22 protein-coding genes are annotated in these 21,417 nt (G+C 59.4%); 12 read left to right on the top strand and 10 right to left on the bottom strand.

The window, feature by feature from the left end:
- Positions 1–34 precede the first annotated feature (34 nt).
- Both xseA and ACR0AD_RS02220 read left to right on the top strand, forming a co-directional pair.
- Positions 35–1,519: an exodeoxyribonuclease VII large subunit gene (gene xseA, locus ACR0AD_RS02225; RefSeq protein ID WP_480486028.1), complete on the top strand. Its 1,485-nt coding sequence runs from the start codon at positions 35–37 to the stop codon at positions 1,517–1,519.
- A 3-nt stretch (positions 1,520–1,522) separates the two neighbouring features.
- A complete protein-coding gene (locus ACR0AD_RS02220) occupies positions 1,523–2,164 on the top strand; it encodes a glutathione S-transferase family protein (protein WP_480486030.1) in 642 nt (213 codons plus the stop codon).
- Here ACR0AD_RS02220 and ACR0AD_RS02215 read toward each other — a convergent pair whose 3' ends face one another.
- On the bottom strand, positions 2,165–2,560 hold the full coding sequence (locus tag ACR0AD_RS02215; protein ID WP_480486031.1) for a hypothetical protein: 396 nt from the start codon (positions 2,558–2,560) through the stop codon (positions 2,165–2,167).
- Between the two features lie 140 nt (positions 2,561–2,700).
- Between ACR0AD_RS02215 and ACR0AD_RS02210 the strand changes: the two genes are divergently transcribed.
- From ACR0AD_RS02210 to ACR0AD_RS02190, 5 genes are all read left to right on the top strand, one after another.
- On the top strand, positions 2,701–3,339 hold the full coding sequence (locus ACR0AD_RS02210) for a lysoplasmalogenase family protein (protein ID WP_480481502.1): 639 nt from the start codon (positions 2,701–2,703) through the stop codon (positions 3,337–3,339).
- 58 nt (positions 3,340–3,397) lie between these two features.
- Positions 3,398–4,540, top strand: coding sequence for a signal recognition particle-docking protein FtsY (ftsY, locus tag ACR0AD_RS02205; protein ID WP_480481504.1), 1,143 nt, complete (start codon positions 3,398–3,400; stop codon positions 4,538–4,540).
- A gap of 88 nt (positions 4,541–4,628) precedes the next feature.
- Positions 4,629–5,531 (top strand): EamA family transporter, encoded by a 903-nt coding sequence (locus ACR0AD_RS02200; RefSeq protein WP_480486033.1) that lies wholly within the window; start codon positions 4,629–4,631, stop codon positions 5,529–5,531.
- Positions 5,532–5,547: 16 nt separating this feature from the next.
- A complete protein-coding gene (locus tag ACR0AD_RS02195; RefSeq protein WP_267363984.1) occupies positions 5,548–6,153 on the top strand; it encodes an inner membrane-spanning protein YciB in 606 nt (201 codons plus the stop codon).
- A gap of 114 nt (positions 6,154–6,267) precedes the next feature.
- Positions 6,268–6,936, top strand: coding sequence for a Crp/Fnr family transcriptional regulator (locus tag ACR0AD_RS02190; RefSeq protein WP_209504274.1), 669 nt, complete (start codon positions 6,268–6,270; stop codon positions 6,934–6,936).
- 218 nt (positions 6,937–7,154) lie between these two features.
- Here ACR0AD_RS02190 and ACR0AD_RS02185 read toward each other — a convergent pair whose 3' ends face one another.
- From ACR0AD_RS02185 to rpiA, 6 genes are all read right to left on the bottom strand, one after another.
- A complete protein-coding gene (locus ACR0AD_RS02185) occupies positions 7,155–8,648 on the bottom strand; it encodes a DegQ family serine endoprotease (protein ID WP_480486035.1) in 1,494 nt (497 codons plus the stop codon).
- A gap of 127 nt (positions 8,649–8,775) precedes the next feature.
- Positions 8,776–8,970: a DUF2065 domain-containing protein gene (locus tag ACR0AD_RS02180; RefSeq protein ID WP_267363999.1), complete on the bottom strand. Its 195-nt coding sequence runs from the start codon at positions 8,968–8,970 to the stop codon at positions 8,776–8,778.
- Positions 8,970–9,866 (bottom strand): protease modulator HflC, encoded by an 897-nt coding sequence (gene hflC / locus ACR0AD_RS02175; protein WP_480476482.1) that lies wholly within the window; start codon positions 9,864–9,866, stop codon positions 8,970–8,972. Before hflC ends, ACR0AD_RS02180 begins: the two co-directional genes overlap by 1 nt.
- A complete protein-coding gene (gene hflK / locus ACR0AD_RS02170; RefSeq protein ID WP_480481516.1) occupies positions 9,866–11,008 on the bottom strand; it encodes an FtsH protease activity modulator HflK in 1,143 nt (380 codons plus the stop codon). The genes hflC and hflK overlap by 1 nt, the downstream gene beginning before the upstream one ends.
- Positions 11,009–11,080: 72 nt before the next feature.
- Entirely contained in the window at positions 11,081–12,439 is a 1,359-nt protein-coding gene (gene gor, locus ACR0AD_RS02165; protein WP_480486037.1) for a glutathione-disulfide reductase, read from the bottom strand.
- 124 nt (positions 12,440–12,563) lie between these two features.
- Positions 12,564–13,352, bottom strand: a complete 789-nt coding sequence (gene rpiA / locus ACR0AD_RS02160) for a ribose-5-phosphate isomerase RpiA (protein WP_480486039.1) — start codon at positions 13,350–13,352, stop codon at positions 12,564–12,566.
- 167 nt (positions 13,353–13,519) lie between these two features.
- On the opposite strand from rpiA, the gene ACR0AD_RS02155 reads away from it, so the two are divergent.
- The 4 genes from ACR0AD_RS02155 to ACR0AD_RS02140 are packed head-to-tail and all read left to right on the top strand — an operon-like array spanning position 13,520 to position 16,993.
- Positions 13,520–14,221, top strand: a complete 702-nt coding sequence (locus tag ACR0AD_RS02155) for a glutathione S-transferase family protein (protein ID WP_480486041.1) — start codon at positions 13,520–13,522, stop codon at positions 14,219–14,221.
- Between the two features lies 1 nt (position 14,222).
- Positions 14,223–15,596, top strand: coding sequence for an L-serine ammonia-lyase (locus ACR0AD_RS02150; protein ID WP_480481524.1), 1,374 nt, complete (start codon positions 14,223–14,225; stop codon positions 15,594–15,596).
- Between the two features lie 20 nt (positions 15,597–15,616).
- The gene (locus tag ACR0AD_RS02145) at positions 15,617–16,033 is read left to right on the top strand and encodes a GFA family protein (RefSeq protein ID WP_480481526.1); all 417 of its coding nucleotides are present in this window, start codon (positions 15,617–15,619) and stop codon (positions 16,031–16,033) included.
- 45 nt (positions 16,034–16,078) lie between these two features.
- On the top strand, positions 16,079–16,993 hold the full coding sequence (locus ACR0AD_RS02140; RefSeq protein ID WP_480481528.1) for a DMT family transporter: 915 nt from the start codon (positions 16,079–16,081) through the stop codon (positions 16,991–16,993).
- Here the strand turns inward: ACR0AD_RS02140 and ACR0AD_RS02135 are convergent.
- A complete protein-coding gene (locus tag ACR0AD_RS02135; protein ID WP_480486043.1) occupies positions 16,938–17,645 on the bottom strand; it encodes a thiamine diphosphokinase in 708 nt (235 codons plus the stop codon). The genes ACR0AD_RS02140 and ACR0AD_RS02135 overlap by 56 nt on opposite strands.
- Positions 17,646–17,768: 123 nt before the next feature.
- Here ACR0AD_RS02135 and ACR0AD_RS02130 point away from each other — a divergent pair, with 123 nt between their 5' ends.
- A complete protein-coding gene (locus ACR0AD_RS02130; protein WP_480486045.1) occupies positions 17,769–19,472 on the top strand; it encodes a hypothetical protein in 1,704 nt (567 codons plus the stop codon).
- Positions 19,473–19,672: 200 nt separating this feature from the next.
- Here the strand turns inward: ACR0AD_RS02130 and ACR0AD_RS02125 are convergent, their stop codons facing one another.
- Complete coding sequence (locus ACR0AD_RS02125; RefSeq protein WP_480481534.1) at positions 19,673–19,909, bottom strand: DUF2842 domain-containing protein; 237 nt, start codon at positions 19,907–19,909, stop codon at positions 19,673–19,675.
- Entirely contained in the window at positions 19,909–21,204 is a 1,296-nt protein-coding gene (locus tag ACR0AD_RS02120) for an adenylosuccinate synthase (protein WP_480486046.1), read from the bottom strand. The genes ACR0AD_RS02125 and ACR0AD_RS02120 overlap by 1 nt, the downstream gene beginning before the upstream one ends.
- Positions 21,205–21,417 lie beyond the last annotated feature (213 nt).

Raw genomic sequence — 21,417 nt, 5'->3', positions numbered from 1 at the left:
TAAGCTGGGTGAGCAATTGAAACAAGGCGCTGAAATGTCCGACCTGCTTGATGACCCGATTCCGGGCCAAAACACCCCTGAATACACGGTTTCCGAGGTATCGGGCGAGGTGAAGCGCACGCTGGAAAGCGCGTTCGGGCGAATCCGCGTGCGCGGCGAAGTCGGGCGCGTGTTCAAGGCCCGGTCCGGGCACCTGTACTACGACATCAAGGACGACCGGAACGTTTTGGCCTGCACGACATGGAAAGGTCAGGTTTCCAGCCTCTCGGTCGTGCCAGAGGAAGGGCTGGAGGTAGTCGTCACCGGTCGCCTGACCGCTTTTGGCGCGCAATCCAAATACAACCTGAATGTCGATGAAGTTGCCGTTGCCGGTCAGGGCGCACTTATGGCCTTGCTGGAAAAGCGCAAGAAACAGCTTGAGGCCGAAGGTTTGTTTGCGCCCGAGCGTAAGAAGCCCCTGCCGTATCTGCCGCAGATCATCGGCGTTGTGACATCGCCTTCGGGCGCGGTGATCCGTGACATTCTGCACCGGCTTCGGGACAGGTTCCCGCGCAAGGTGCTGATCTGGCCCGTGGCCGTGCAGGGTGCAAACTGCGCCCCCGAGGTTACCCGCGCCATCGAAGGGTTCAACCAGTTGACACCCGGTGGCGCGCTGCCCCGTCCTGACCTGATCATCGTGGCCCGTGGCGGTGGGTCGATCGAAGATCTTTGGGGCTTCAACGAAGAGAGTGTCGCGCGCGCCGCCGCCGCATCGGACATACCGCTGATTTCGGCCGTTGGGCATGAAACCGACACGACCCTGATCGATTTCGTCTCGGACCGCCGCGCGCCTACACCCACAGCTGCGGCAGAGCTGGCCGTGCCGGTCCGTATCGAACTGCTCGCCTGGACCGGCGAGCAAGGCGCCCGCCTGTCGCGCGCGGCAACGGACGCGGTGCAGCGCCGTTCGCAAAGGCTGCGCGATTTGTCCCGCGCCCTGCCGCGCCCGGACAGCCTGTTGAACTCCCCCCGGCAACGCCTTGATTTGATTGCAGATCGCCTGACCCCGGCTTTGACGCGAGGAGTGCAAAACCGCCGCCTGCAAGTTGTGGAACTGTCAGCCCATCTGCGCCCGTCAACTCTGCGCGGTCTGGTCTCGGCCCGGAAGGAATCACTGCGCAACCTGTCGTCGCGCCTGTCCCTGCGCCCAATTCAACGCGAGATCGGCCAGCACGCGCAAAACCTTGCCCGGCTTGGTGACCGGATGAACGCGGCGCAGACCACGCGGCTGGATCGTCTGAAACATCAGCTTGAGGCCACAGACCGCCTGCGCGAAACGCTCAGCTACAAGGCGACGCTGGAACGCGGATATGCCGTGGTTCGCGCAGATGGGAATGTCATCACGACCAAAGCCGAGGCCGCAAAACATACAGCGCTGGACATCGAATTCGCCGATGGCATCCTTGGCACCGGGACAGCCGTAAAGCAGCCCAACCGGAAATCCAAACCGGATGCACCAGATCAGGGATCGTTGTTCTAAGCCATGCTGACAATCTGGGGCCGCAAAACGTCATCGAATGTTCAGGCCCTGATGTGGTGCGTCGGAGAGCTGGATCTGCGCTTTCATCGCCACGATGCAGGGCACAGGTTCGGCGGGCTGGACACCGATGCCTTTCGCAAGCTGAACCCGAACGGCACCATCCCAGTACTACAGGATGGCAATCACCCACCGCTGTGGGAGACCGGCGCAATCCTGCGCTATCTGGCGAATGCCTATGGCGGGAATGCCTTCTGGCCACGCGACCCGGTCCAGCAGGCCGAAGTCGACAAATGGGCGGAATGGGCCAAGATCAACGTTGCGATGGGTTTCACAGTGCCCGTGTTCTGGCAGGTTGTGCGGACGGCCCCGGCGCAGCAGGACCAACACGCGATTGAACAGGCTGTTGCCGCGCTGGATAGAAAACTGGCACTTGCCGATACCCGACTGTCAGAAAACACCTACCTGTGCGGGCCCGATCTGACACTGGCCGATATTCAGCTGGGACATATCCTTTATCGCTATTACGACATCGGCATATCCCGCGCGCTCCTGCCCAAATTGCGACGCTATTACGATAAGCTGACAGAAAGACGCCCGTATCAGGAGCATGTCATGCTCAGCTATGATGAGCTTCGGGTGACCTAGTCAGACCCCGACATCGGGGCCATAACACACCATTTCTTCCCCGATATCTTCCGCCTCGTACAGCTCGGTCGCCTGCGGGTCGCCTTCAAACTGCGCGACAAGGCCACCGCCAGATCGCGTAAAGACCCAGCATTGCGGGTCAAACCGGTCTTCGTAGATGAAACAAATCTGCTCTTCCTGCTGATACCAGACACCTTCCTTGCAATCGCCATCCAGAAAAGACCAGATCACGCGGCGGTTGGGCAAATAACGTTCGACCCCGTAGACCTGCCCTTCGAACCCGTAAAACAGGGTCTTGCCCTGCGTATAGGTGTCGAATTCGGGGCCGGACAAAGGGGTCTGGGCCGCAGCGGGCGGTGCGGCAAAACAGGCAAGAATCATCAGCGCTCGGAACATATGCCCATTGTGTCAGATGCGATCCCGCTATGCCATTCACCCTTTGGCCAGGGCTTGGGGAAACACGCTTAACTCAACGTAAGCGCTTGATTATATGCCGCGCTCGGGATGAAGGTATTCGAAAACCGCGGTGAGGTGAAATGACAACCCTTCTCTTCTGGATCGCCCTTGGCTGCGCATTGGGATACCTGCCCCTGACGGCCCGACCAGCCAGTTCCTTGCGCACTGTGCTGAAAACCACCTCGGTCGCCGCGCTGGCAGTCATTGCGGTTCTGCAAGGCAGCCCATGGATGCTTGCCGTTGCGCTTGCCCTGTGCGCAACCGGGGACGCGCTGTTGTCGCGTGAAACGGATGCCACGTTCATGGCCGGCATTGCCGCTTTTGCCGCCGGGCATCTGGCCTATATCGCCCTGTTCCTGTCGCATCCTGCCAGCTCCGCCAGCCTGATCTGGGATGCCCCCGCGATCGTGTGGTCTCTGGTCATTCTGGGCATTGTCATGGCCACACTGCTTGCCCCCCGCGCCGGAGACCTGAAAGGCCCTGTTCTGGCCTATATCCCGATCATCCTTGGCATGGGGATCACCGTGCTGGCGCTGCCCCAGACAGGTGCCTTGCGATGGGCATTCCCGGCTGCAATCGCCTTCATCGCGTCCGATCTGATCCTTGCTACGGAAAAGTTCCTGCTGCCTGCGAACCACCCCGCCCACAAGCTGACGCCCTATCTGATCTGGCCGCTCTACTGGGGCGCGCAATTTGGTTTCGTCTTTGCTTTTGCGTGACCCTTTGCAACTGCCGCAAATCCGCATTAGGTGAAAGGAACACCTGCGGAGACCAAATATGGCGTTTTTCTCAAAGCTAAAGGACAAGCTGTTCAAATCCTCATCCCGCCTCGAACAGGGGCTGGACGCCATCGTCGAGGATGGTGGCGAGGAAACCGCCGTTCCCGACCCTGTCCTCCCCGAACCTGAGCCCGAACCGCAACCGGTTCCCGAAATCCCGACCCCTGAACCGGCGCAGGAACCGGCTGAACAACCTGCCCCCGCCCCGGCGGATCCCACACCAGCTGCCCCGCCACCAGAAGTCCCTGAATCCAAAGGCATCCTGAACCGCTTGTTCAGCCGTGGCAGCGCTGCCACAGAAATACGCCGCACGCTGGATGACGACATGCTCGAGCAACTCGAAGAGCTGCTGATCGCTTCTGACATGGGCGTCGACACCGCCCTACGTGTCACCTCGAACATGGCCGAGGGGCGCTTTGGGCGCAAACTCTCGACCCGGGAAATCAAACAGTTGCTGGCGCAGGAAGTGGCCCGCGTGATGGAGCCCGTGGCCAGGCCCCTGCCGATCTATCCCAAACGCCCGCAAGTGGTGCTGGTCGTCGGCGTCAACGGCTCGGGCAAGACCACGACCATCGGCAAACTGGCCAGCCAGTTCAAGCAGGCTGGCAAAAAAGTCGTCATCGCCGCCGGTGACACCTTTCGCGCGGCGGCCGTCGAACAATTGCAAGTCTGGGGCGATCGCGCCGGGGTTCCGGTTCTGACCGCGCCCGAGGGCTCGGACCCCGCCAGCCTCGCCTTTGACGCGCTGACCCGGGCTCAGGCCGAAGGCGCGGATCTGCTGATGATCGATACCGCCGGACGCCTGCAAAACCGCACCGACCTGATGGAGGAACTTGCCAAGATCGTCCGCGTCATCCGCAAGGTTGACGAGACCGCACCGCACAACACCTTGCTGGTCCTTGACGCCACCACAGGTCAGAACGCGCTGAGCCAGGTGGAAACCTTTCGCAAGCTGGCCGATGTCTCGGGCCTGATCATGACCAAGCTGGACGGAACCGCCAAGGGCGGTGTGCTGGTCGCGCTGGCCGACAAGTTCGGCCTGCCGATCCACGCTATCGGGGTGGGAGAACAGATCGATGACCTTGCCCCCTTCGATCCCGAAGAATTCGCCGCCGCCCTGACCGGGCTCGACAAGGGCTGATCCGCCACTTCATCTGGCCCTAAATACCCTCGGGGGTGTGGGGGCAGGCAGCCCCCACCCCTCTCCGCCCTACAAAAGGTCTGCGTATTTGAGCGACTGGCTGATCTCACTTGAAGGCACCGAAGCCGGTCACCAACTGGCGCTGGCACTGGCGTTGACGGCTGCCTTCCTGCACGCCGCGTTCGGGGCGCTGCAGAAAGGCCGCCATGATCCATGGCTGTCCCGTGGCGCCATTGACGCCAGCTATGGCCTGATGGCCGCCCCGTTTGCCTTTTTCGTGGTGCCCTGGCCTGAACCTCATATGTGGCCGATCTTCGCCCTCGCCTGGCTGATCCACATTGCCTACAAGACGCTGCAAGCCGCAGCGTACACCAAAGGGTCCTACACTGTCGTCTATCCCGTGGTGCGTGGTACGGGTCCGCTGTTCACTGTCATCGGTGCCTATCTTCTGTTCGGCGAAACATTCTCGGCCGTTCAATGGCTGGGCGTCGCAACCCTGCTGGCCGGGATATTTGGGTTGGCCGCCTACAACTTCAGGTTCCTGGAAACCAACAGGGATACGCTGGGCATCGCGTTGACACTGGCGATCATCACGGGCCTGTTTGTCGCCCTCTACACCACCTATGACGCCTATGGCATTCGCGCCACCGCCGACCCGTTCACATTTCTGGCCTGGTTCTTCATGATCGACGGCGCGGCCATGCCGATCTATGCCTTCCTCAGATGGCGCGCGATGACGCATCGCCCTGCGCCCGGCCCGCTGATGTTGCGGGGGCTGGCCGGCGGGATCATCGCGCCTTTGTCCTTCGGTTCGATCATGCTGGCCACACGACTGGACAAAGTCGGCGAAGCCGCCGTGCTGCGCGAAACCTCAACCGTCTTTGCGGCGCTGATCGGCTGGCTTGTCCTGAAGGAAACCGTTGGCCCAAGACGCATTGCATTGATGGCATTGATTGCACTCGGCGCAGTAATAGTTGAAATGGGCGGGTAAGCAGCAGGACATACCGATGACAGGCAAAAAAGACATCAACCCATTTCTGAAACAGGTGCTGGAGCTTGGCCCGCCGCTGGCCTTCTTCTTCATCTACCTGCGCTTGCGTGATGACAGCTTTCTGATCGGTGGTACCGAATATTCCGGCTTTATCATCGCCACGATTATCTTCGTCCCCCTGATGCTGGGGGCAATGGGTATCCTGTGGTACCTCACCGGCCAACTCAGCCGGATGCAGATTTTCACGGCCTTCATGGTCATTTTCTTTGGCGGCCTGACCGCATGGTTCAATGACGAGCGGTTTTTCAAGATGAAAACCACGCTTGTCTATGGCCTGTTCGCCCTGATCCTTGGCATCGGCTTGCTGCAAAAGAAATCTTATCTGGCCTACGTATTGGATGAAATGCTGCCGATGAAGCACGAGGGCTGGATGATTCTGACGCGCCGCCTATGCGCCTGTTTCGCTGTTCTGGCCGCCGCAAACGAGTTTGTCTGGCGCACCATGTCGACCGACCTTTGGGTCAAGATCGAAACCTTCGGATTTCCCATCGCGCTGATGGCCTTCCTGATGCTGCAATTCAGCATCTTGCAACGCTACATGGACGACCCGGAACAGAAATAACTGCCCTGACGTCGCCATACCTGCAAAAACAAACAAAATTCTTGGCTTAGCCGCCGAGCTATGGGAAGTTGTATCACCACCCACACTCACACCTTGCCCAAGATCGGTGTATACATGACGGCCTTTCCCACCAGCGGCTTCCTTTCCGAAGCCTCCGACGGGCTTAGAGAGATGCTTTCGGCGCAAGCGACCGACATCTCGCTGGCTCAAGGAGAAACCCTTTTCGAACAAGGCGATGAAGGGGATTCGCTCTATGCCATTCTGGCAGGCACGCTTGAAGTGTCCTTTCTGGCGATGAGCGGCCGGAAACTGACATTGACGCTGATGCGCCCAGGTGAAGTTTTTGGCGAGATCGCTCTGTTTGACAACGGCCCGCGTACGGCGACTATTGCCGCGGCCGAGCCATCGCGCGTCCTGCGTGTGCGTCGCAATGACGTCATGAACCAGATCAGAAAACAGCCTGACCTTGCCGTGGATCTGATCCGGTTGGCCGGGCTGCGGATGCGATGGATGGGGTTGCAGCTGAACGAGCAGGTCTTTTTGCCCATGCCCATTCGACTGGCCCGAAAGCTGCTGCATCTGTCGGAATTGCAGGACGACCCAACGCAGCGCATCACCCTGTCGCAGAGCGAGCTTGCCGAATTTGTCGGGGCTACGCGCGAGGCCGTTTCCAAGACAATCTCGATCTGGAAACGCGACAATATTGTCGAATCCTCGCGCGGCGGATTGCTGATTCAGGATTTCGACGCATTGCGGGAACTGGCCGATTCCGAACTTATCTGAACCAGTGTGATCTAGTTCACATACGAGAGGGTTTGTGTTGACCTAAGGTGAAGTTGTTACCGTAGGAGGTCAGAGAATCATCCCCGATATCTGTCCACTGATCTCTCCCTGTATCTGAGCCATACGCAATTACTGCGTATGGCTCATTTTCTTTCTGCATGCCTCTTCAGGTGTTCAGGCAATGAAAAAGGCCGGGCGCTTGTCCCGGCCTATTCAAATCACTCTTCCAGGCTTAGCGCCACAAATCGCGGCTCGCCCCCCCTGCGGACCAAAAGCAGCAGGGATTTCCGCCCAGCCTCTCGCGATTGGTCCATTCGGGCTTCCAGGTCCGCGATGGTTTCCACCTTTTGCTGACCCGCTTCCGTGATCAGGTCACCCGCACGCAACCCTTTCGCGTAAGCCTCAGACGCTTCATCGACATTCGAAATCACCAGACCTTGGGCATCTGCATCCAATCCCATATCCGCACGCAGCGTATCTGTGAGCGGGGAGATGGTCAGCCCGAGAATATCGGCGTTTTCTTCGACCGGAGCATCCTGCGTTTCTTCTTCGTCATCTTCTTTGCTTTCTGCGTCTTCGCGGCGTCCCAGCGTGACCAGAATTGTCTGCGTGCCGCCATCGCGATGCACAATGACCCGGACAGCTTTGCCGACTTCTGTTTCGCCAACCTGACGGACCAGACCACGGGTGTCTTCGACCTCGACACCGTCAAAGCTGATGATCACGTCGCCTGCTTTCAGACCGGCCTCCTGGGCGGGGCCTTCCGGAACATCGCTGATCAGCGCGCCACCGGGCTTTTCCAGCCCCATGGCCTCGGCCATGTCCTCGGTCACGTCCTGAATGCGGACACCCAGCCAGCCGCGCCGGGTTTCACCAAACTCGCGCAGCTGATCGACAACCTTCACTACCACGTTCGACGCCATCGAAAAGCCGATGCCGATCGAGCCACCGTTGGGCGACAGGATGGCGGTGTTCACGCCGATCACTTCGCCGTCCATGTTGAACAACGGACCGCCCGAGTTGCCCCGGTTGATCGCCGCATCCGTCTGGATGTAGTCGTCATAAGATCCGCTGAGCGCCCGGTTGCGGGCCGATACGATACCAGCGGATACAGAAAAGCCCTGGCCCAGCGGGTTGCCCATGGCAATAACCCAATCACCCACACGCGCCACGTCGCTGTCGCCGAATTGCACGTATTTCAAGGGGCCGGACGCTTCGACCTTGAGCAGCGCGATATCGGTTTTCTCATCGGTTCCGATGACCTTGGCCACCAGTTCTTTTTTGGGCTGCCCGTCGCCGGGGAAGAATTCCACAAGGATTTCATCAGCTTCCGCAATGACGTGATTGTTGGTGACAATGTAACCATCTTCAGAGATCACAAAACCCGACCCAAGGGCGTTGCTGCGTCGGGGCGGGCCGTTGTCATTGCCGCCGTTGCGATCCTGAAACTCGCGAAAGAAATCCTCGAACGGAGACCCCTCGGGCACGATGCCCTGCGGACCTGTCTGACCTTCGATCAGGGTGCTTGTGGTGATGTTCACCACGGCCGGGCTGATCTTTTCGGCCAAGGGCGCCAGGCTTTCGCCTCTGGCCTGAGCGGAAACCGACTGCGCCAGCACAAGCAGCGTACCGGCAAAGGCCAGCCACAACAGCCGCATCCAAACACTCACGTCGTCCCACCGGACGGATAAACTGCGCGCTTTCGCCTGCACTTGAGCTCTCCTTGTCGACAATCTTGCCAAGGCCTGTTTCGGCCTTTCTTAGTTTCCAATGTAGTCAGTTTAACCCGGTGAGCAACTCGGGATCGCAGGGAAATCACCCGCACGTGAAACCGCCCCGTCAAAAGCCCAGTTGATATGCCCCCCAGAGCAGGATCAAACCACTGACAACACAAAGCAACCCGGCCAGACGCCGGGCCTGTTCGGGCATGGCGCGCAACGCCTCCAGCATCCGCTCGATAAGCGAAGGGGCCAGCGCATAGGCCAGCCCCTCGACAATCAGTACCAGCCCGAAGGCCAGAAGGATCATGCCCATTATTCAGAGACCGGAGCCGCCGGAACACTCCGCCCTGTGGGTGAACCCAGGTAATTGAAAAATTCGGAATCCGGGCTCAACACCAGCGAGCTGTTACCGCCTTGCAGCGCATTCTGATAGGCCGTCAACGAGCGGTAAAATTCAAAGAACTCCGGATCGGCGCTATAAGCTTCGGCAAAGATCGCGTTGCGTTCGGCGTCGGCTTCACCGCGGGTGATCTCAGCCTCACGGCGCGCATCCGACACCAGTTCAACCACAGTCCGGTCAGCCTGCGCGCGCACACGTTGCGCCGCCTCGTTACCACGTGCGCGTTCATCTGTCGCTTCACGTTCCCGCTCGGCCTTCATCCTGTCAAATGTGGCCTCAAGGTTGGCCTGCGGCAAGTCGGTCGCTTTCAGGCGCACGTCGATTACGGTGACGCCTAACGCCTGCGCTTCGGCAATCGCGCTATTTCGAATGCGCAGCATCAAGGCTGCACGGTCCGAGCTGAGGATGTCACGCGAGGAAACCGAACCCAGTACTTCGCGGGTTTCAGCACGCAGAATGCGGTCCAGACGATCCTCGGCCACCGGGATACCACCGACGCCAACGGCCTGACGGAACTGTTCCAGATCAGAAATTCGATAACGCGCAAACGCATCAACCACCAGACGACGATCATCCAGCGGAGTAACTTCCAGCGGGTGGACATCGATGGACAGGATGCGGTTGTCATAGCGCACTACTTCTTGAATCACCGGTATCTTGAACGCCAGACCTGGCTCCTCCTTCACCGCGACAACGCGGCCAAATTGTAGAACCAGAGCACGTTCGCGCTCGTCCACGATGAAAATCGAGGAAAGAACACCGACTACCGCGATGAAAACGATCGGCAAAATAAATGTCGTCTTACGCATCAGTTGCTCTCCCCAGAAGGACTACGGCGCAGCTCATTCAGCGGCAGGTAGGGCACGACGCCCTGCCCTTGTCCACTCGAACTCGGGTCTAGAATGATCTTGTCGACGTCACCCAAAATCTGTTCCATCCGCTCCAAGTACAGACGCTTGCGAGTCACGTCCGGTGCCTTGGAGTATTCTTCCAGAACCGCGCTAAAGCGGCTGGCCTCACCCTGAGCACTATTGATTTGTTGGGCGCGGTACCCTTCAGCCTCTTCCAGAATCTGTGCGGCTTCACCGCGTGCCTCGGCCAGCACACGGTTGGCATAAGCGTCTGCCACGTTCTGCAACCGGTCACGTTCTTGCGCGGCAGCCTGGACATCGCGGAAGGAGGCGATCACGTCCTGTGGCGGGTCGGCTTTGTCAAAGTTGACGCGAATGATGTTCACACCCGAATCGTAGCTGTCCATTGTATCCTGAATCAGCACCTGCAAACGGTCGGCGATTACGCCGCGATCACGGTTAAGGATCGGTGCAAGCTCGCTTTGCGCAATGATCTCACGCATCGCGGATTCGGACACGGCTCGGATCGTCTGGCGCGGATCACGCAGATTAAACAGGTACTTGGCCGGGTCGTTGATGTTCCAGACAACCTGATAATCTATGTCGACCACATTCTCGTCGCCGGTCAGCATCAGGCCATCGTCGCTACCACGCGCGCCACCCATGTCTTCGTTCTGTTCGCGGGTCACCGGTATGACCTCGGCGGTTACAAACGGCCATGGCGCAAAGTTCAGGCCCGGATTGCCGACGGCCGAGAATTCGCCCAGAAACAGTTCGACAGACTGTTCTTCGGGTTTGACAGTATAAAAGCTCGCAAGCCCCCAGACTACTGCAGCTGCAACAAGGCCAATCGCAACTGTGCCCTTGGTAAAGGCCGGACCGCCACCGCCCTGATCACCGCTACCGCCACGGCCACCGCCGCCACGGCCGCCCATGAGGACGCGCAGCTGTTCCTGGCCTTTTTTCATCAGTTCGTCGATCTCGGGGATATGCGGGCCATCGCTTTCGGGGGGCTTGCGCCCGTCCCCGTTGTTACCCCGATTTCCTCCGCCACCGGATGAGCCTCCGCCCCCCCAGGGGCCGCCGCTGTTGCCCGCCATAAGTATCTTTTCCTTCGTTTTGGACCGTGTGATCACGGGTTCCCTTGTAACGTGTGTGCGCGCGCTTGCAAATCAAGCCGTGCGCACAGGTTGCCGCATTGTCACCAGTTCTTCGGCCATGACCGGGTGAACTGCAACCGTACGGTCAAAATCTTCCTTGGTCGCGCCCATCTTTACGGCGATTCCCGCCAGCTGGATCATCTCGCCGGCACCGGGGGCGACAATATGGCAACCCAACACCTTGCGCGTCGCCTGAGAGACGATGAGTTTCATCAGCACCCGCTGCGTGCCGCCAGCAAAAGATTTCTGCATCGGCTTGAAAGATGTGGCATAGACCTCGATTGGTTCCTGCGCTGCCGCCTCTTCTTCGCTGAGGCCTACGGTACCCATCTCAGGCTGAGTGAAGATCGCAGTCGGGATCAAGTCGTGATCCACCGGTGTCGGATTGCCTTTGAATACGGTTTCCACAAAAGCCATCCCTTCACGGATCGCAACCGGTGTCAGGTTCACCCGGTCGGTCACATCGCCAATGGCATAGATCGAGGGCACAGCGGTCTGGCTGTATTCATCCACGATGATCTCGCCCTTACGGCCGCGTTCAACGCCCAAAGCCTCTAGCCCAAGGTTATCGGCATTCGGCGCACGGCCCGTGGCATACATCACCACATCATAACTCTGCTCGGAGCCGTTGGTGGCCTTGACCCAGATCTTGTCGCCCTGCTTTTTCATCTCGAGCACATTGGTGCCCAGATGCAGGTCGATGCCGTTCTGACACATTTCTTCGCTGATCAGTCCACGCGCCTCGTCATCAAACCCCCGAAGGATCTGTGCGCCGCGATAGAACTGAGTCGTCCTGACCCCCAGCCCGTTCATGATCCCGGCAAATTCACAGGCAATATAACCGCCCCCAACGATCAGGATGCTTTCGGGCAGCTTGTCCAGGTGGAATATCTCGTTCGACGTAATCGCCAGTTCCGAGCCCGGAAAATCCGGAACAACCGGGCGACCGCCGGTGGCGACAAGAATGTGTTTGGCCGTTTTGCGGGTTCCGTCGGCCAGCTCGACCGTGTGGGCATCCACAAGGCGCGCACGATGGTCAAAGCTTTCGACGCCGTTGTTCTTCAGGATATTGCGATATATCCCTTCCAACCGATCAAGCTCGGCCACCAGCTTGCCGTGAAAACTGTTCCAGTTGAACGCGCCGGGCTGAATGTCCCAGCCATAGGCCTGCGCGTCCCCGACCATGCCCGAGTATTCGCTGGCAAAGACCATCAGCTTCTTGGGTACGCAGCCCCGGATCACACAGGTGCCGCCATACCGGTCTTCTTCGGCCAGCGCGACCTTGGCGCCGGTTTCACCCGCCGCAACACGCGCCGCGCGGACCCCGCCCGAACCTCCACCGATGACAAAAAGATCATAGTCAAAGCTCATGCCGGGTTCCTTCGTTCAACTTGCAAAATTCTCTGGATATCTGGGTGTAAAAAACCCTGTGCCAACCCCCGGCGTGGAAAATTCGAACTTTCATAGCCACTTGCCGGAGGGACCTGCACGATACTCAGTCCGAAAAATCGGAAAACAGGTTATCGCGCGATCTGCTGAGCAGCTGATCCATTGCGACCGTACCCGCGTTGATATCACGCAGCTCGACCCGGCCATCGCCATGGCCGATCACGACCTTGTCGCAGATGTCGATGAACAGGCCATTTTCCACAACACCGGGCACCTGGTTCAGGATCAGCGCCATCTGGCGCGGGTTGCCGATGCGCTTGAGGTGCAGGTCAAGGATGTGGTTGCCCTCATCGGTCACAAACGGGGCCTCGCCATTCAAGCGCAGCGCCGAGGATGTCCCAAGCACATCCATCGTATCCAGAGCTTCCTCGATCAATGTGCGTGTTGTCTGCCAGCCAAAGGGAATGACCTCGACAGGCAGCGGAAAGGCCCCCAGAGTTTCAACTTCTTTGCCTGCATCGGCGATGACGATCATCTGGTCGCTGGCCGTGGCCACAATCTTTTCCTGCAGATGCGCACCGCCACCGCCCTTGATCAGGTTCAGGTCCTGATCGAACTCATCCGCGCCGTCGATGGTCATGTCCAGCCAACCGGCCTGATCCAGTGAAATGACGTCGATACCAACCTCGCGGGCAAGCTGCGCCGTGCGGGTCGAGGTTGGAACACCCTTGATCCGCAGTCCGTCTTCGCGCACCCGTTCACCCAGACGGCGCACCAGCCAGGCGGCTGTCGATCCTGTGCCAAGGCCCACGCGCATCCCGTCTTCAACCATGTCGGCGGCACGGTACGCGGCAACATATTTCGCGGTGTCGATTGGCGACAGATCTCTGGTCATGGCAGCTTTCCCAGTTTATTCTGACGGAGTTATAGGGAATGCGTCAGACGACTGCGACCCCATTTTGCGATCCGACAGGTGTTAAGATGTCTCAGGACTACGCGTTTCCTGTCGGAAAAGTCGCAATCATGTCTTACACCCACATCTTTGCGCTGTAAGTTGCGCGCATGTTGACCCCGTACCGCCTGCATTATGCCCCTGACAACGCCTCGCTGGTGATCCGGCTGGCGCTGGACGAGATGGGCGTGGCTTATGAAACCGTGCTGGTGGACCGCCGCCAGAACGAGCAGGACAGCGACGCGTATCGGTCGCTTAATCCCAACGGGCTGATCCCGGTTCTGGAAACGCCGCAGGGCCCGATCTTTGAAACTGCGGCGATCCTGCTTTGGCTGACAGAGCGCCATGGTCAACTGGCCCCGGCGGTGGATGATCCTGAACGCGCCGGATTTCTGAAATGGCTGTTCTTCGCGTCCAACACGTTGCATGCGGATCTGCGCATCCTGTTCTACGCTGAAAAATACATAGACGCCTCACAGGCCGACACGCTGCGCGCGGGCATCCGACCCCGGTTGCTGCAGCACCTGCGGTTGCTGGATGCGCTGGCGCAACGCGGGCCTGAGTGGTTTCGCGCAGGTGTCCCATCGGTTCTGACCTATTATGTCGCCTGCATGATGCGCTGGATGGCCCTGTACCCTGTAAGTACTGACCGCAGCTGGTATCAACTGGCCGACACGCCGCATCTGCAGAAAGTGCTTCTGCACCTTGAGACATGCCCCGCCACCCGTTCGGCAATCGCTGCGGAAGGTTTGGGCGTTACACCCTTCACATCCCCTACTTACGCTAATCCCCCGGAAGGCTCGGCTATCTGATATGTTCCTATCTGTCTTCGATATGTTCAAAGTGGGCATTGGCCCGTCTTCATCTCACACAATGGGCCCGATGGTGGCTGCTGCGCGCTTTCTGGACATGATGCGCGCGTCCCCCTTTGAATTTACGGGTCTGAAAGGTTCACTGCACGGCTCGCTGGCCTTCACCGGCGTCGGCCACGCGACCGATCGGGCGACCATTCTGGGTCTGGCGGGCTTTGTTCCCGACACCTATGACAACGAAAAGGCCGAGGCCGCGCTGGCCGATATCGCACGCACGCACACCGTAACGCCCGAAGGCCTGCCGACGCTTCATTTCGATCCCAAGGCGGATCTGATTTTTGACTACGACAACAATTTGCCCGGGCACGCCAACGGGATGATCCTGATGGCTACCGACGCACAGGGCGATGTCATCCTGCGGCAGGTGTTTTATTCGATCGGCGGCGGCTTTGTCCTGACCGAGGAAGAACTGGCCGAAGGGAAAGACACCGATGAAGGCGACCCGGTCCCGTTCCCGTTCAAATCCGCCGCAGAAATGCTTGAGATGGCCAAATCCAGTGGCAAGACCATAGCCGGGATGAAGCGCGCGAACGAGATCGCGCGGGGCTGCGCTGACAGTTTTGCCAAAGGCTCGGCTCGCCTGTGGGACGTCATGAATGCCTGTATCGAACGCGGCTTGACCACCGACGGCATCCTTCCGGGCGGTTTGAAAGTGCGCCGCCGCGCGAAAGGCATCTATGATGCGTTGATGGCCGAACGCGGCATGAACCTGACCGCGCCGCACACGATCAACGACTGGATGAGCGTCTATGCCATGGCGGTCAACGAGGAAAACGCGGCGGGCGGGCAGGTTGTCACCGCGCCCACCAACGGGGCCGCAGGTGTTCTGCCCGCTGTTCTGCGCTATTACCTGGATCACGTACCGGGCGCGTCCGAAAGCCATATCGAAGATTTCCTGCTGACCGCAGCGGCCATTGGCGGGTTGGTGAAATACAACGCCTCGATCTCGGGTGCCGAAGCGGGATGTCAGGCCGAAGTTGGCAGCGCGGCTGCCATGGCGGCAGCCGGGCTTTGCGCCGTGATGGGGGGAACCCCCGAGCAAGTGGAAAATGCCGCTGAGATCGCGCTGGAGCATCATCTGGGCATGACCTGCGACCCTGTTGCCGGTTTGGTTCAGGTTCCTTGTATCGAACGTAACGGGCTGGGGGCCATCAAAGCGGTCTCAGCCGCCTCGCTGGCCTTGCGCGGGGATGGTCAGCATTTCGTGCCGCTGGACGCAGTGATCGAGACGATGCGCCAGACCGGCCATGACATGCATGAGAAATACAAGGAAACGTCGCTGGGTGGTCTGGCTGTGAACGTACCGAATTGCTGAAACAGAAAGCGAGGGGCGACATGCGTGGACATTGTCTGTGCGGCAAGATCCGGTTCGAGGTCGACCCTCCGGTACTGTCATGCGTCACCTGCCATTGCGACAGTTGCCGTCGCCAATGCGCAGCGCCGATGACAACGTATTTCGGAGTTCGGGATGGCCATTGGCGGTGGACCGGTGAAGAGCCCAAGCATTTCAACTCCTCTCCCGGTGTCGAGCGCAGCTTCTGCCCGCACTGCGGCACGCCAATGTCCTTCCGTTCAACCGCCATGTCGGATGTGATGCACCTTTATGTCGCGACACTGGACTCTCCTGACACACTGGAACCTACGTTGCATGTCGCGCATGAAGAAAAGCTGAAATGGCTGAAATTGGAGGATGGTTTGCCCACCTGCATCGGGCCGGATTACACCAAGGTTCATCCCCTGCCCGACCGCTGACAACAGCGCTTCCCTCTGCGTCGCGAAACAGATAGCGTCGCGCTCATGACCCAGGACAGACCCGTCTTTGGCATCTTTTTGATGCTTGGTTTTTGCGTGCTCGCACCCTTGGGGGATGCGATGGCGAAGCTGTTGGGTGAAACCACACCGCTGGGTCTGCTGGTCATGGTGCGTTTCGCGGTGCAAGCGGTGATCCTGATCCCCCTGGTTGCGGTGACGGGGCGACCCTGGCGGATGCGCGGCCGCATCCTGCGGCTGACCCTGCTACGGACGCTGCTGCATATCATCGGCATTTCGGCCATGTTCAGCGCGCTGCAATTCCTGCCCTTGGCGGATGCCGTTGCAATTGCCTTTGTCATGCCATTCATCATGCTGCTGCTGGGCAGATATGTTCTGGAGGAAGAGGTCGGTTCCCGCCGTCTTGCCGCCTGCGTCGTTGGGTTCATCGGCACATTGCTGGTCATTCAACCCAGCTTTGCCGAGGTGGGTGCACCTGCGTTGCTGCCACTGATCGTTGCCGTGGTTTTTGCCTTGTTCATGCTGGTCACCCGGCAAGTCGCGAAAGAGACCGATCCGGTGTCGTTGCAAGCCGTGTCCGGCGTATTTGCGACGATCCTTCTGGCACCGCTCCTTCTGATTGGCACGCAAATGAACATTCAGGAGCTCTCGATGACCCTGCCATCCAGCGATCTGAACTGGCTGCTGATTGCGATCGGGGTGTTGGGTACGGTCGCGCATCTGTTGATGACGTGGTCGCTGCGCTATGCGCCGTCTGCCACTCTGGCCCCGATGCAATACCTGGAAATCCCGGTTGCAACCCTGATCGGATGGGTGATTTTCAACGACCTGCCCGATGGATTGGCTGCGGCTGGCATCGTCATCACCATTGCCGCAGGCCTGTACGTCATTCTGCGCGAGCGGGCCAGCGCCCGGTCTGCCCCGACAGAAACACCTGCATAAGCGGATCAAGCGCTGCGCGCGGGATCATCACCAACAGGCCCGGCCCGTCCATCTTCAGCTCGACAGGCGCCAATGCGCGGTTGGATGTCCCCACCTGCCCGTCCGGTCGAAAGGCCAGATCGTCAATCGGCCATTCCAGCCCGGTACTGCGCCCCGTCACGGGCTGCATCGGAAACAGCGAGACCACATCGCCGGGTGCAACCGGCAGCTTGATCTCTGGCGGCGCGTGAAAAACCAGTTCACGTTCGCCCAGTAATATGCAGGCCTGATCCTGCCGCCGGACCAGAACGTTCAGAACGGCCAGTTGATGATCAAGTCGCCCGCCAAGAAACCCGGCCCCAAGAACCAGCGGAGCGTGCAGATTGCGAAGAGCCTTGTCGAAATCGGTGCTGTCCTGTTCGCGGATGGCAAACAGGCGATCCGCGGGAATTTTCGCTTGCGTCGCTTTGCTCAGCGAATCGAAGTCACCAATCACCGCATCGGGAATCCGGCCTGATTCTGTCAAAACGTCCGCTCCGCCATCGGCGGCAACGACCGAATTGACGCGATTCAGCACCAGATTCAGGTCTCCAGATCCGATAAATCCCCCTCCGAACAGCCCAATTGGATCGGCAGAGCGTACAATTGGCTCGATTTCCCTAAGATTGGCCATTTTTCCCGGATTTGGACACATTAAGACCACAAAATGATAGGTTCATGCATAAAGTTCAGAGCCTTCGTGTGCTCCCGATTCCGGGTAAGTGGGCTCTCGTAGTTTGTAAAGGACGTGCGTCTGATGGTACAGAATAACAAGGTACTAACCGTTTCATATGGAACCTTCTCCTGCACTTTGGAAGGATTCGATGATTCCTTTGAAACGATGAAAGCCATCGCCGAATATTTCCGCGATCTCGCAGCGGATGATCGTTACTTCGGCTCGGAACCCCCGCAACCTGATGCCGAAATGCTGACCCGCATCGCCCGGCGCGATGCGTCGCAGCGCGTCGAAGCCCGTCAGAACGAATCCGGCCTGTTGCTGCGCGCCACTCAGACAACCGAAACCCCTGTCGCTGCTGAAGAGCCGGCCCCGCACACGGCCACGATCAATGTTGCCGAAACTCCCGCTCACGTTCAGCCACAACCGGCCCCTGCGCAGACCGGGTTCGCCGAAGCGGAACCTGTCGCGGACACCCCACCCCCGGCCGCTGACAGCATCGCGGCGAAACTGCAACGCATTCGCGCAGTCGTCTCTCATTCCGATGTGCCCGCGGCCGAGTATTCCGAAGACGAAGACTCACCGCTGTTGGCCAATACCGCCCCCCCGGTAGATGCAGTGGCCGCCGCGTTTGAGGCCGGTGCGCTCAGCGCGGAAGACTTTGCCGAGCCCACAGAGCCTGAAGCCCAGGAAACCGAAGTGCCTGCGGCACCTGCGGTTGACGAGGCGCTTGACGAGGAGGCCGCGGAACCACAAGCGGCTGAGACAGCTGATGCGCTGATCCCCGAAGTTGCTGAAACTCAGATCGAAGAAACCGTTGACTTGCAGGCGCCCCTGACCCCCCAGCCCTTGCAAATCGACGAGATCGAAGACACACCGGTGGCGGATCAGACCGCCGCCGAGCCTCTGTTCGCTGATCTTGCAGACGTTGCCGAAGACGATTTCGACGAAGAGGATGCCCCCAACATCCTCAACGTAGAAGACGTAGCAATTGAATCCGACGATGAACCGGTCGAGGAAGACCTGGCGCAGGGTGTTTTGACGGCAGACGACGAAATGCACCTGCTGACCGAAATTTCCGAGATCGAACAGCACCTGTCCGGTCGTTCGAGCCAAAAACTGGCGGACGATGCGGATCCCGATCAGGATATGTCGCGCCTGATGGCAAAGACCGGCGAGCATATGGATGACCCCAGCAGCAGCGATGCGCGCGAAACCTATTCGCACTTGCGCACCGCCGTCGCAGCCACCGAAGCCGACCGCGACGGTCAGGCACGCTCGGAAGAGGCGGCCGACCGGGAATATCGCGGCGATCTGGCATCCGTGGTCAGCCCACGGCGACCCGAAATCAAGGTAACCAGCATGCGTCCGGCACCGGAAGCTCCAGCGCCGCTCAAGCTGGTGGCCGAGCAGCGGGTGGATGAACACGGAACATCCGCAAGCCCGGTCTCGCCACGTCGTGTCACCGCAGACCAGGAAGCAACCGGATCGGAGGAAGGCGGTTTCGCACAGTTTGCACAGGAACAGGGTGCGCAATCGCTGCCTGATCTTCTGGAAGCGGCTGCCGCATATCTGTCCTTCATCGAAGGTCAGGAGCAGTTTTCGCGCCCGCAGCTGATGAACAAGGTGCGTTCACTGAAACAGGACGAGTTCAATCGCGAAGAAAGCCTGCGTTCTTTTGGACAGTTGCTGCGCGATGGCAAGATCGAGAAAGCCGGAGGCGGGCGTTTCGCGGCGTCCAACCTGATCGGTTTTCGCCCCGATGACGAGCGTGCCGTTGGCTAATCACACTGGAAGGTTCACAAGCGAGGCCGGGTTTACCCCCGGCCTTTTTGCTTTTTGCCGTTGGACCATACTCCTGCCCTGAATGACAAAGCCCGAGCGTTTCGACTGATACCAGACAGCCGACAAAATACCTCCGAGGACCGCGCGTAATCCTGCGCAGTGCTCAGCAGGCCCGGTCATTTACACGTACCTGACGAGCGCTAGGACTGATCGGGGTCTTCTTTACCGACGCCGCGAAACACAAACTTGAACGGCAGGGCCCAAAGGATGCCCAGCACGATATAGACCAGCAACTCAATCCAGATCGGAGGACGCCCCAGCAAGTTCACGATCGTCACAACAGCGATGATGTACAGCGGAAGGCCAAGCACAAGGATCACCAGCGACCAGCGCCGGCGTGCCTTGTAACTCAACCCTGTCTTCTGTTTTTCGCTCATCAGTCGGCAAAGGGGTCTGTCACCAGAATGGTGTCATCCCGCTCCGGGCTGGTGGACAAAAGTGCCACCGGGCATTCGATCAGTTCTTCGACCCGACGTACATATTTGATCGCATTTGCAGGTAAATCGGCCCAGCTGCGCGCGCCTTCGGTCGATTCGCTCCACCCCGGCATTTCTTCATAAATCGGGGTACAGCGGGCTTGCTGATCAGCTGCGGTTGGAAGGTAATCCAAACGCTCGCCATCCAGCTCATACCCGGTGCAGATCTTAAGGGTCTCAAACCCGTCCAGAACATCCAGCTTTGTCAGCGAAATGCCGTTCACGCCGCTGGTGGCGCAGGTCTGGCGCACCAGACAGGCGTCGAACCAGCCGCAGCGGCGCTTGCGGCCTGTTGTCGTGCCGAATTCGTGCCCGCGTTCACCCAGACGCTGACCGTCTGCGTCTTCCAACTCGGTCGGGAACGGCCCTTCTCCAACGCGGGTGGTATAGGCCTTAACAATGCCAAGCACGAAATTGATCGAACCCGGACCGATTCCAACGCCGGTTGCCGCCTGCCCCGCAATCACGTTCGACGACGTCACAAAGGGATAAGTGCCAAAATCGATATCCAGCAGAGCGCCCTGCGCCCCTTCAAACAGGATGCGTTTCCCGGCCTTGCGCTTTTCGTTCAGCACTTTCCAGACAGGTGCCGCAAACGGCAGAATTTGTTGCGCGATCTCTTTGAGCTGAGCAACCAGCGCGTCGCGGTCAACCGGTTCGATACCCAGACCCTTGCGCAACGGATCGTGATGTTGCAATGCGCGGTCCACGCGGGCCTCCAGCGTGGCTTCGTCCGCCAGATCGGCAACGCGAACGGAACGCCGCCCAACCTTGTCTTCATAGGCCGGGCCAATTCCACGACCGGTTGTTCCGATCTTGGTGCCTTTGCTCGCAGCTTCCTCGCGCGCACGATCCAACTCGCCGTGAATCGGCAGAATCAACGGCGTATTTTCGGCAATCATCAGCGTGTCGGGAGTGATTTCAACACCCTGCGCGCGGATGGTTGCGATCTCATTGACCAGATGCCAGGGGTCCAGAACCACACCATTGCCGATAACGCTCAGCTTGCCGCCGCGTACTACACCCGAAGGAAGCGCGTGCAGCTTATAGACCTCACCGTCGATCACTAGCGTATGACCGGCATTGTGACCGCCCTGAAAACGCGCGATTACGTCCGCCCTTTCGCTGAGCCAGTCGACAATCTTGCCTTTTCCTTCGTCGCCCCATTGGGCGCCGACAACAACCACGTTGGCCATATCCGGTCCTTTTCGTGCTGAGTGATCAAACCCGGCTCATATAGCGGGGCAAAAACGGCAGGGAAACCGATATTTCGCCGCAGAGGAAAATCGCGCAGGCGCGCGATGCCTCCGGCGGGGATATTTGTAGCCAGATGAAGAGCGGATCCCCTACTTCACCTGGCTTTAAATATCCCGGGGGAGGCGCCCGGAACGGGCGGCGGGGGCAGAGCC

This window comes from Ruegeria sp. BH8, from assembly GCF_056538065.1.
Note: the sequence above shows the minus strand (reverse complement) of the source record. Positions and strands in the feature narration are given on the sequence as shown.

Bases quoted from the DNA above. Each gene is read 5' to 3' on its own strand.
- xseA (WP_480486028.1), top strand. From the start codon at position 35: ATGTCCGACCTGCTTGATGACCCGATTCCGGGCCAAAACACCCCTGAA.
- ACR0AD_RS02220 (WP_480486030.1), top strand. From the start codon at position 1,523: ATGCTGACAATCTGGGGCCGCAAAACGTCATCGAATGTTCAGGCCCTG.
- ACR0AD_RS02215 (WP_480486031.1), bottom strand. From the start codon at position 2,560: ATGTTCCGAGCGCTGATGATTCTTGCCTGTTTTGCCGCACCGCCCGCT.
- ACR0AD_RS02210 (WP_480481502.1), top strand. From the start codon at position 2,701: ATGACAACCCTTCTCTTCTGGATCGCCCTTGGCTGCGCATTGGGATAC.
- ftsY (WP_480481504.1), top strand. From the start codon at position 3,398: ATGGCGTTTTTCTCAAAGCTAAAGGACAAGCTGTTCAAATCCTCATCC.
- ACR0AD_RS02195 (WP_267363984.1), top strand. From the start codon at position 5,548: ATGACAGGCAAAAAAGACATCAACCCATTTCTGAAACAGGTGCTGGAG.
- ACR0AD_RS02190 (WP_209504274.1), top strand. From the start codon at position 6,268: ATGACGGCCTTTCCCACCAGCGGCTTCCTTTCCGAAGCCTCCGACGGG.
- ACR0AD_RS02180 (WP_267363999.1), bottom strand. From the start codon at position 8,970: ATGGGCATGATCCTTCTGGCCTTCGGGCTGGTACTGATTGTCGAGGGG.
- hflC (WP_480476482.1), bottom strand. From the start codon at position 9,866: ATGCGTAAGACGACATTTATTTTGCCGATCGTTTTCATCGCGGTAGTC.
- hflK (WP_480481516.1), bottom strand. From the start codon at position 11,008: ATGGCGGGCAACAGCGGCGGCCCCTGGGGGGGCGGAGGCTCATCCGGT.
- gor (WP_480486037.1), bottom strand. From the start codon at position 12,439: ATGAGCTTTGACTATGATCTTTTTGTCATCGGTGGAGGTTCGGGCGGG.
- rpiA (WP_480486039.1), bottom strand. From the start codon at position 13,352: ATGACCAGAGATCTGTCGCCAATCGACACCGCGAAATATGTTGCCGCG.
- ACR0AD_RS02155 (WP_480486041.1), top strand. From the start codon at position 13,520: ATGTTGACCCCGTACCGCCTGCATTATGCCCCTGACAACGCCTCGCTG.
- ACR0AD_RS02150 (WP_480481524.1), top strand. From the start codon at position 14,223: ATGTTCCTATCTGTCTTCGATATGTTCAAAGTGGGCATTGGCCCGTCT.
- ACR0AD_RS02145 (WP_480481526.1), top strand. From the start codon at position 15,617: ATGCGTGGACATTGTCTGTGCGGCAAGATCCGGTTCGAGGTCGACCCT.
- ACR0AD_RS02140 (WP_480481528.1), top strand. From the start codon at position 16,079: ATGACCCAGGACAGACCCGTCTTTGGCATCTTTTTGATGCTTGGTTTT.
- ACR0AD_RS02135 (WP_480486043.1), bottom strand. From the start codon at position 17,645: ATGGCCAATCTTAGGGAAATCGAGCCAATTGTACGCTCTGCCGATCCA.
- ACR0AD_RS02130 (WP_480486045.1), top strand. From the start codon at position 17,769: ATGGTACAGAATAACAAGGTACTAACCGTTTCATATGGAACCTTCTCC.
- ACR0AD_RS02125 (WP_480481534.1), bottom strand. From the start codon at position 19,909: ATGAGCGAAAAACAGAAGACAGGGTTGAGTTACAAGGCACGCCGGCGC.
- ACR0AD_RS02120 (WP_480486046.1), bottom strand. From the start codon at position 21,204: ATGGCCAACGTGGTTGTTGTCGGCGCCCAATGGGGCGACGAAGGAAAA.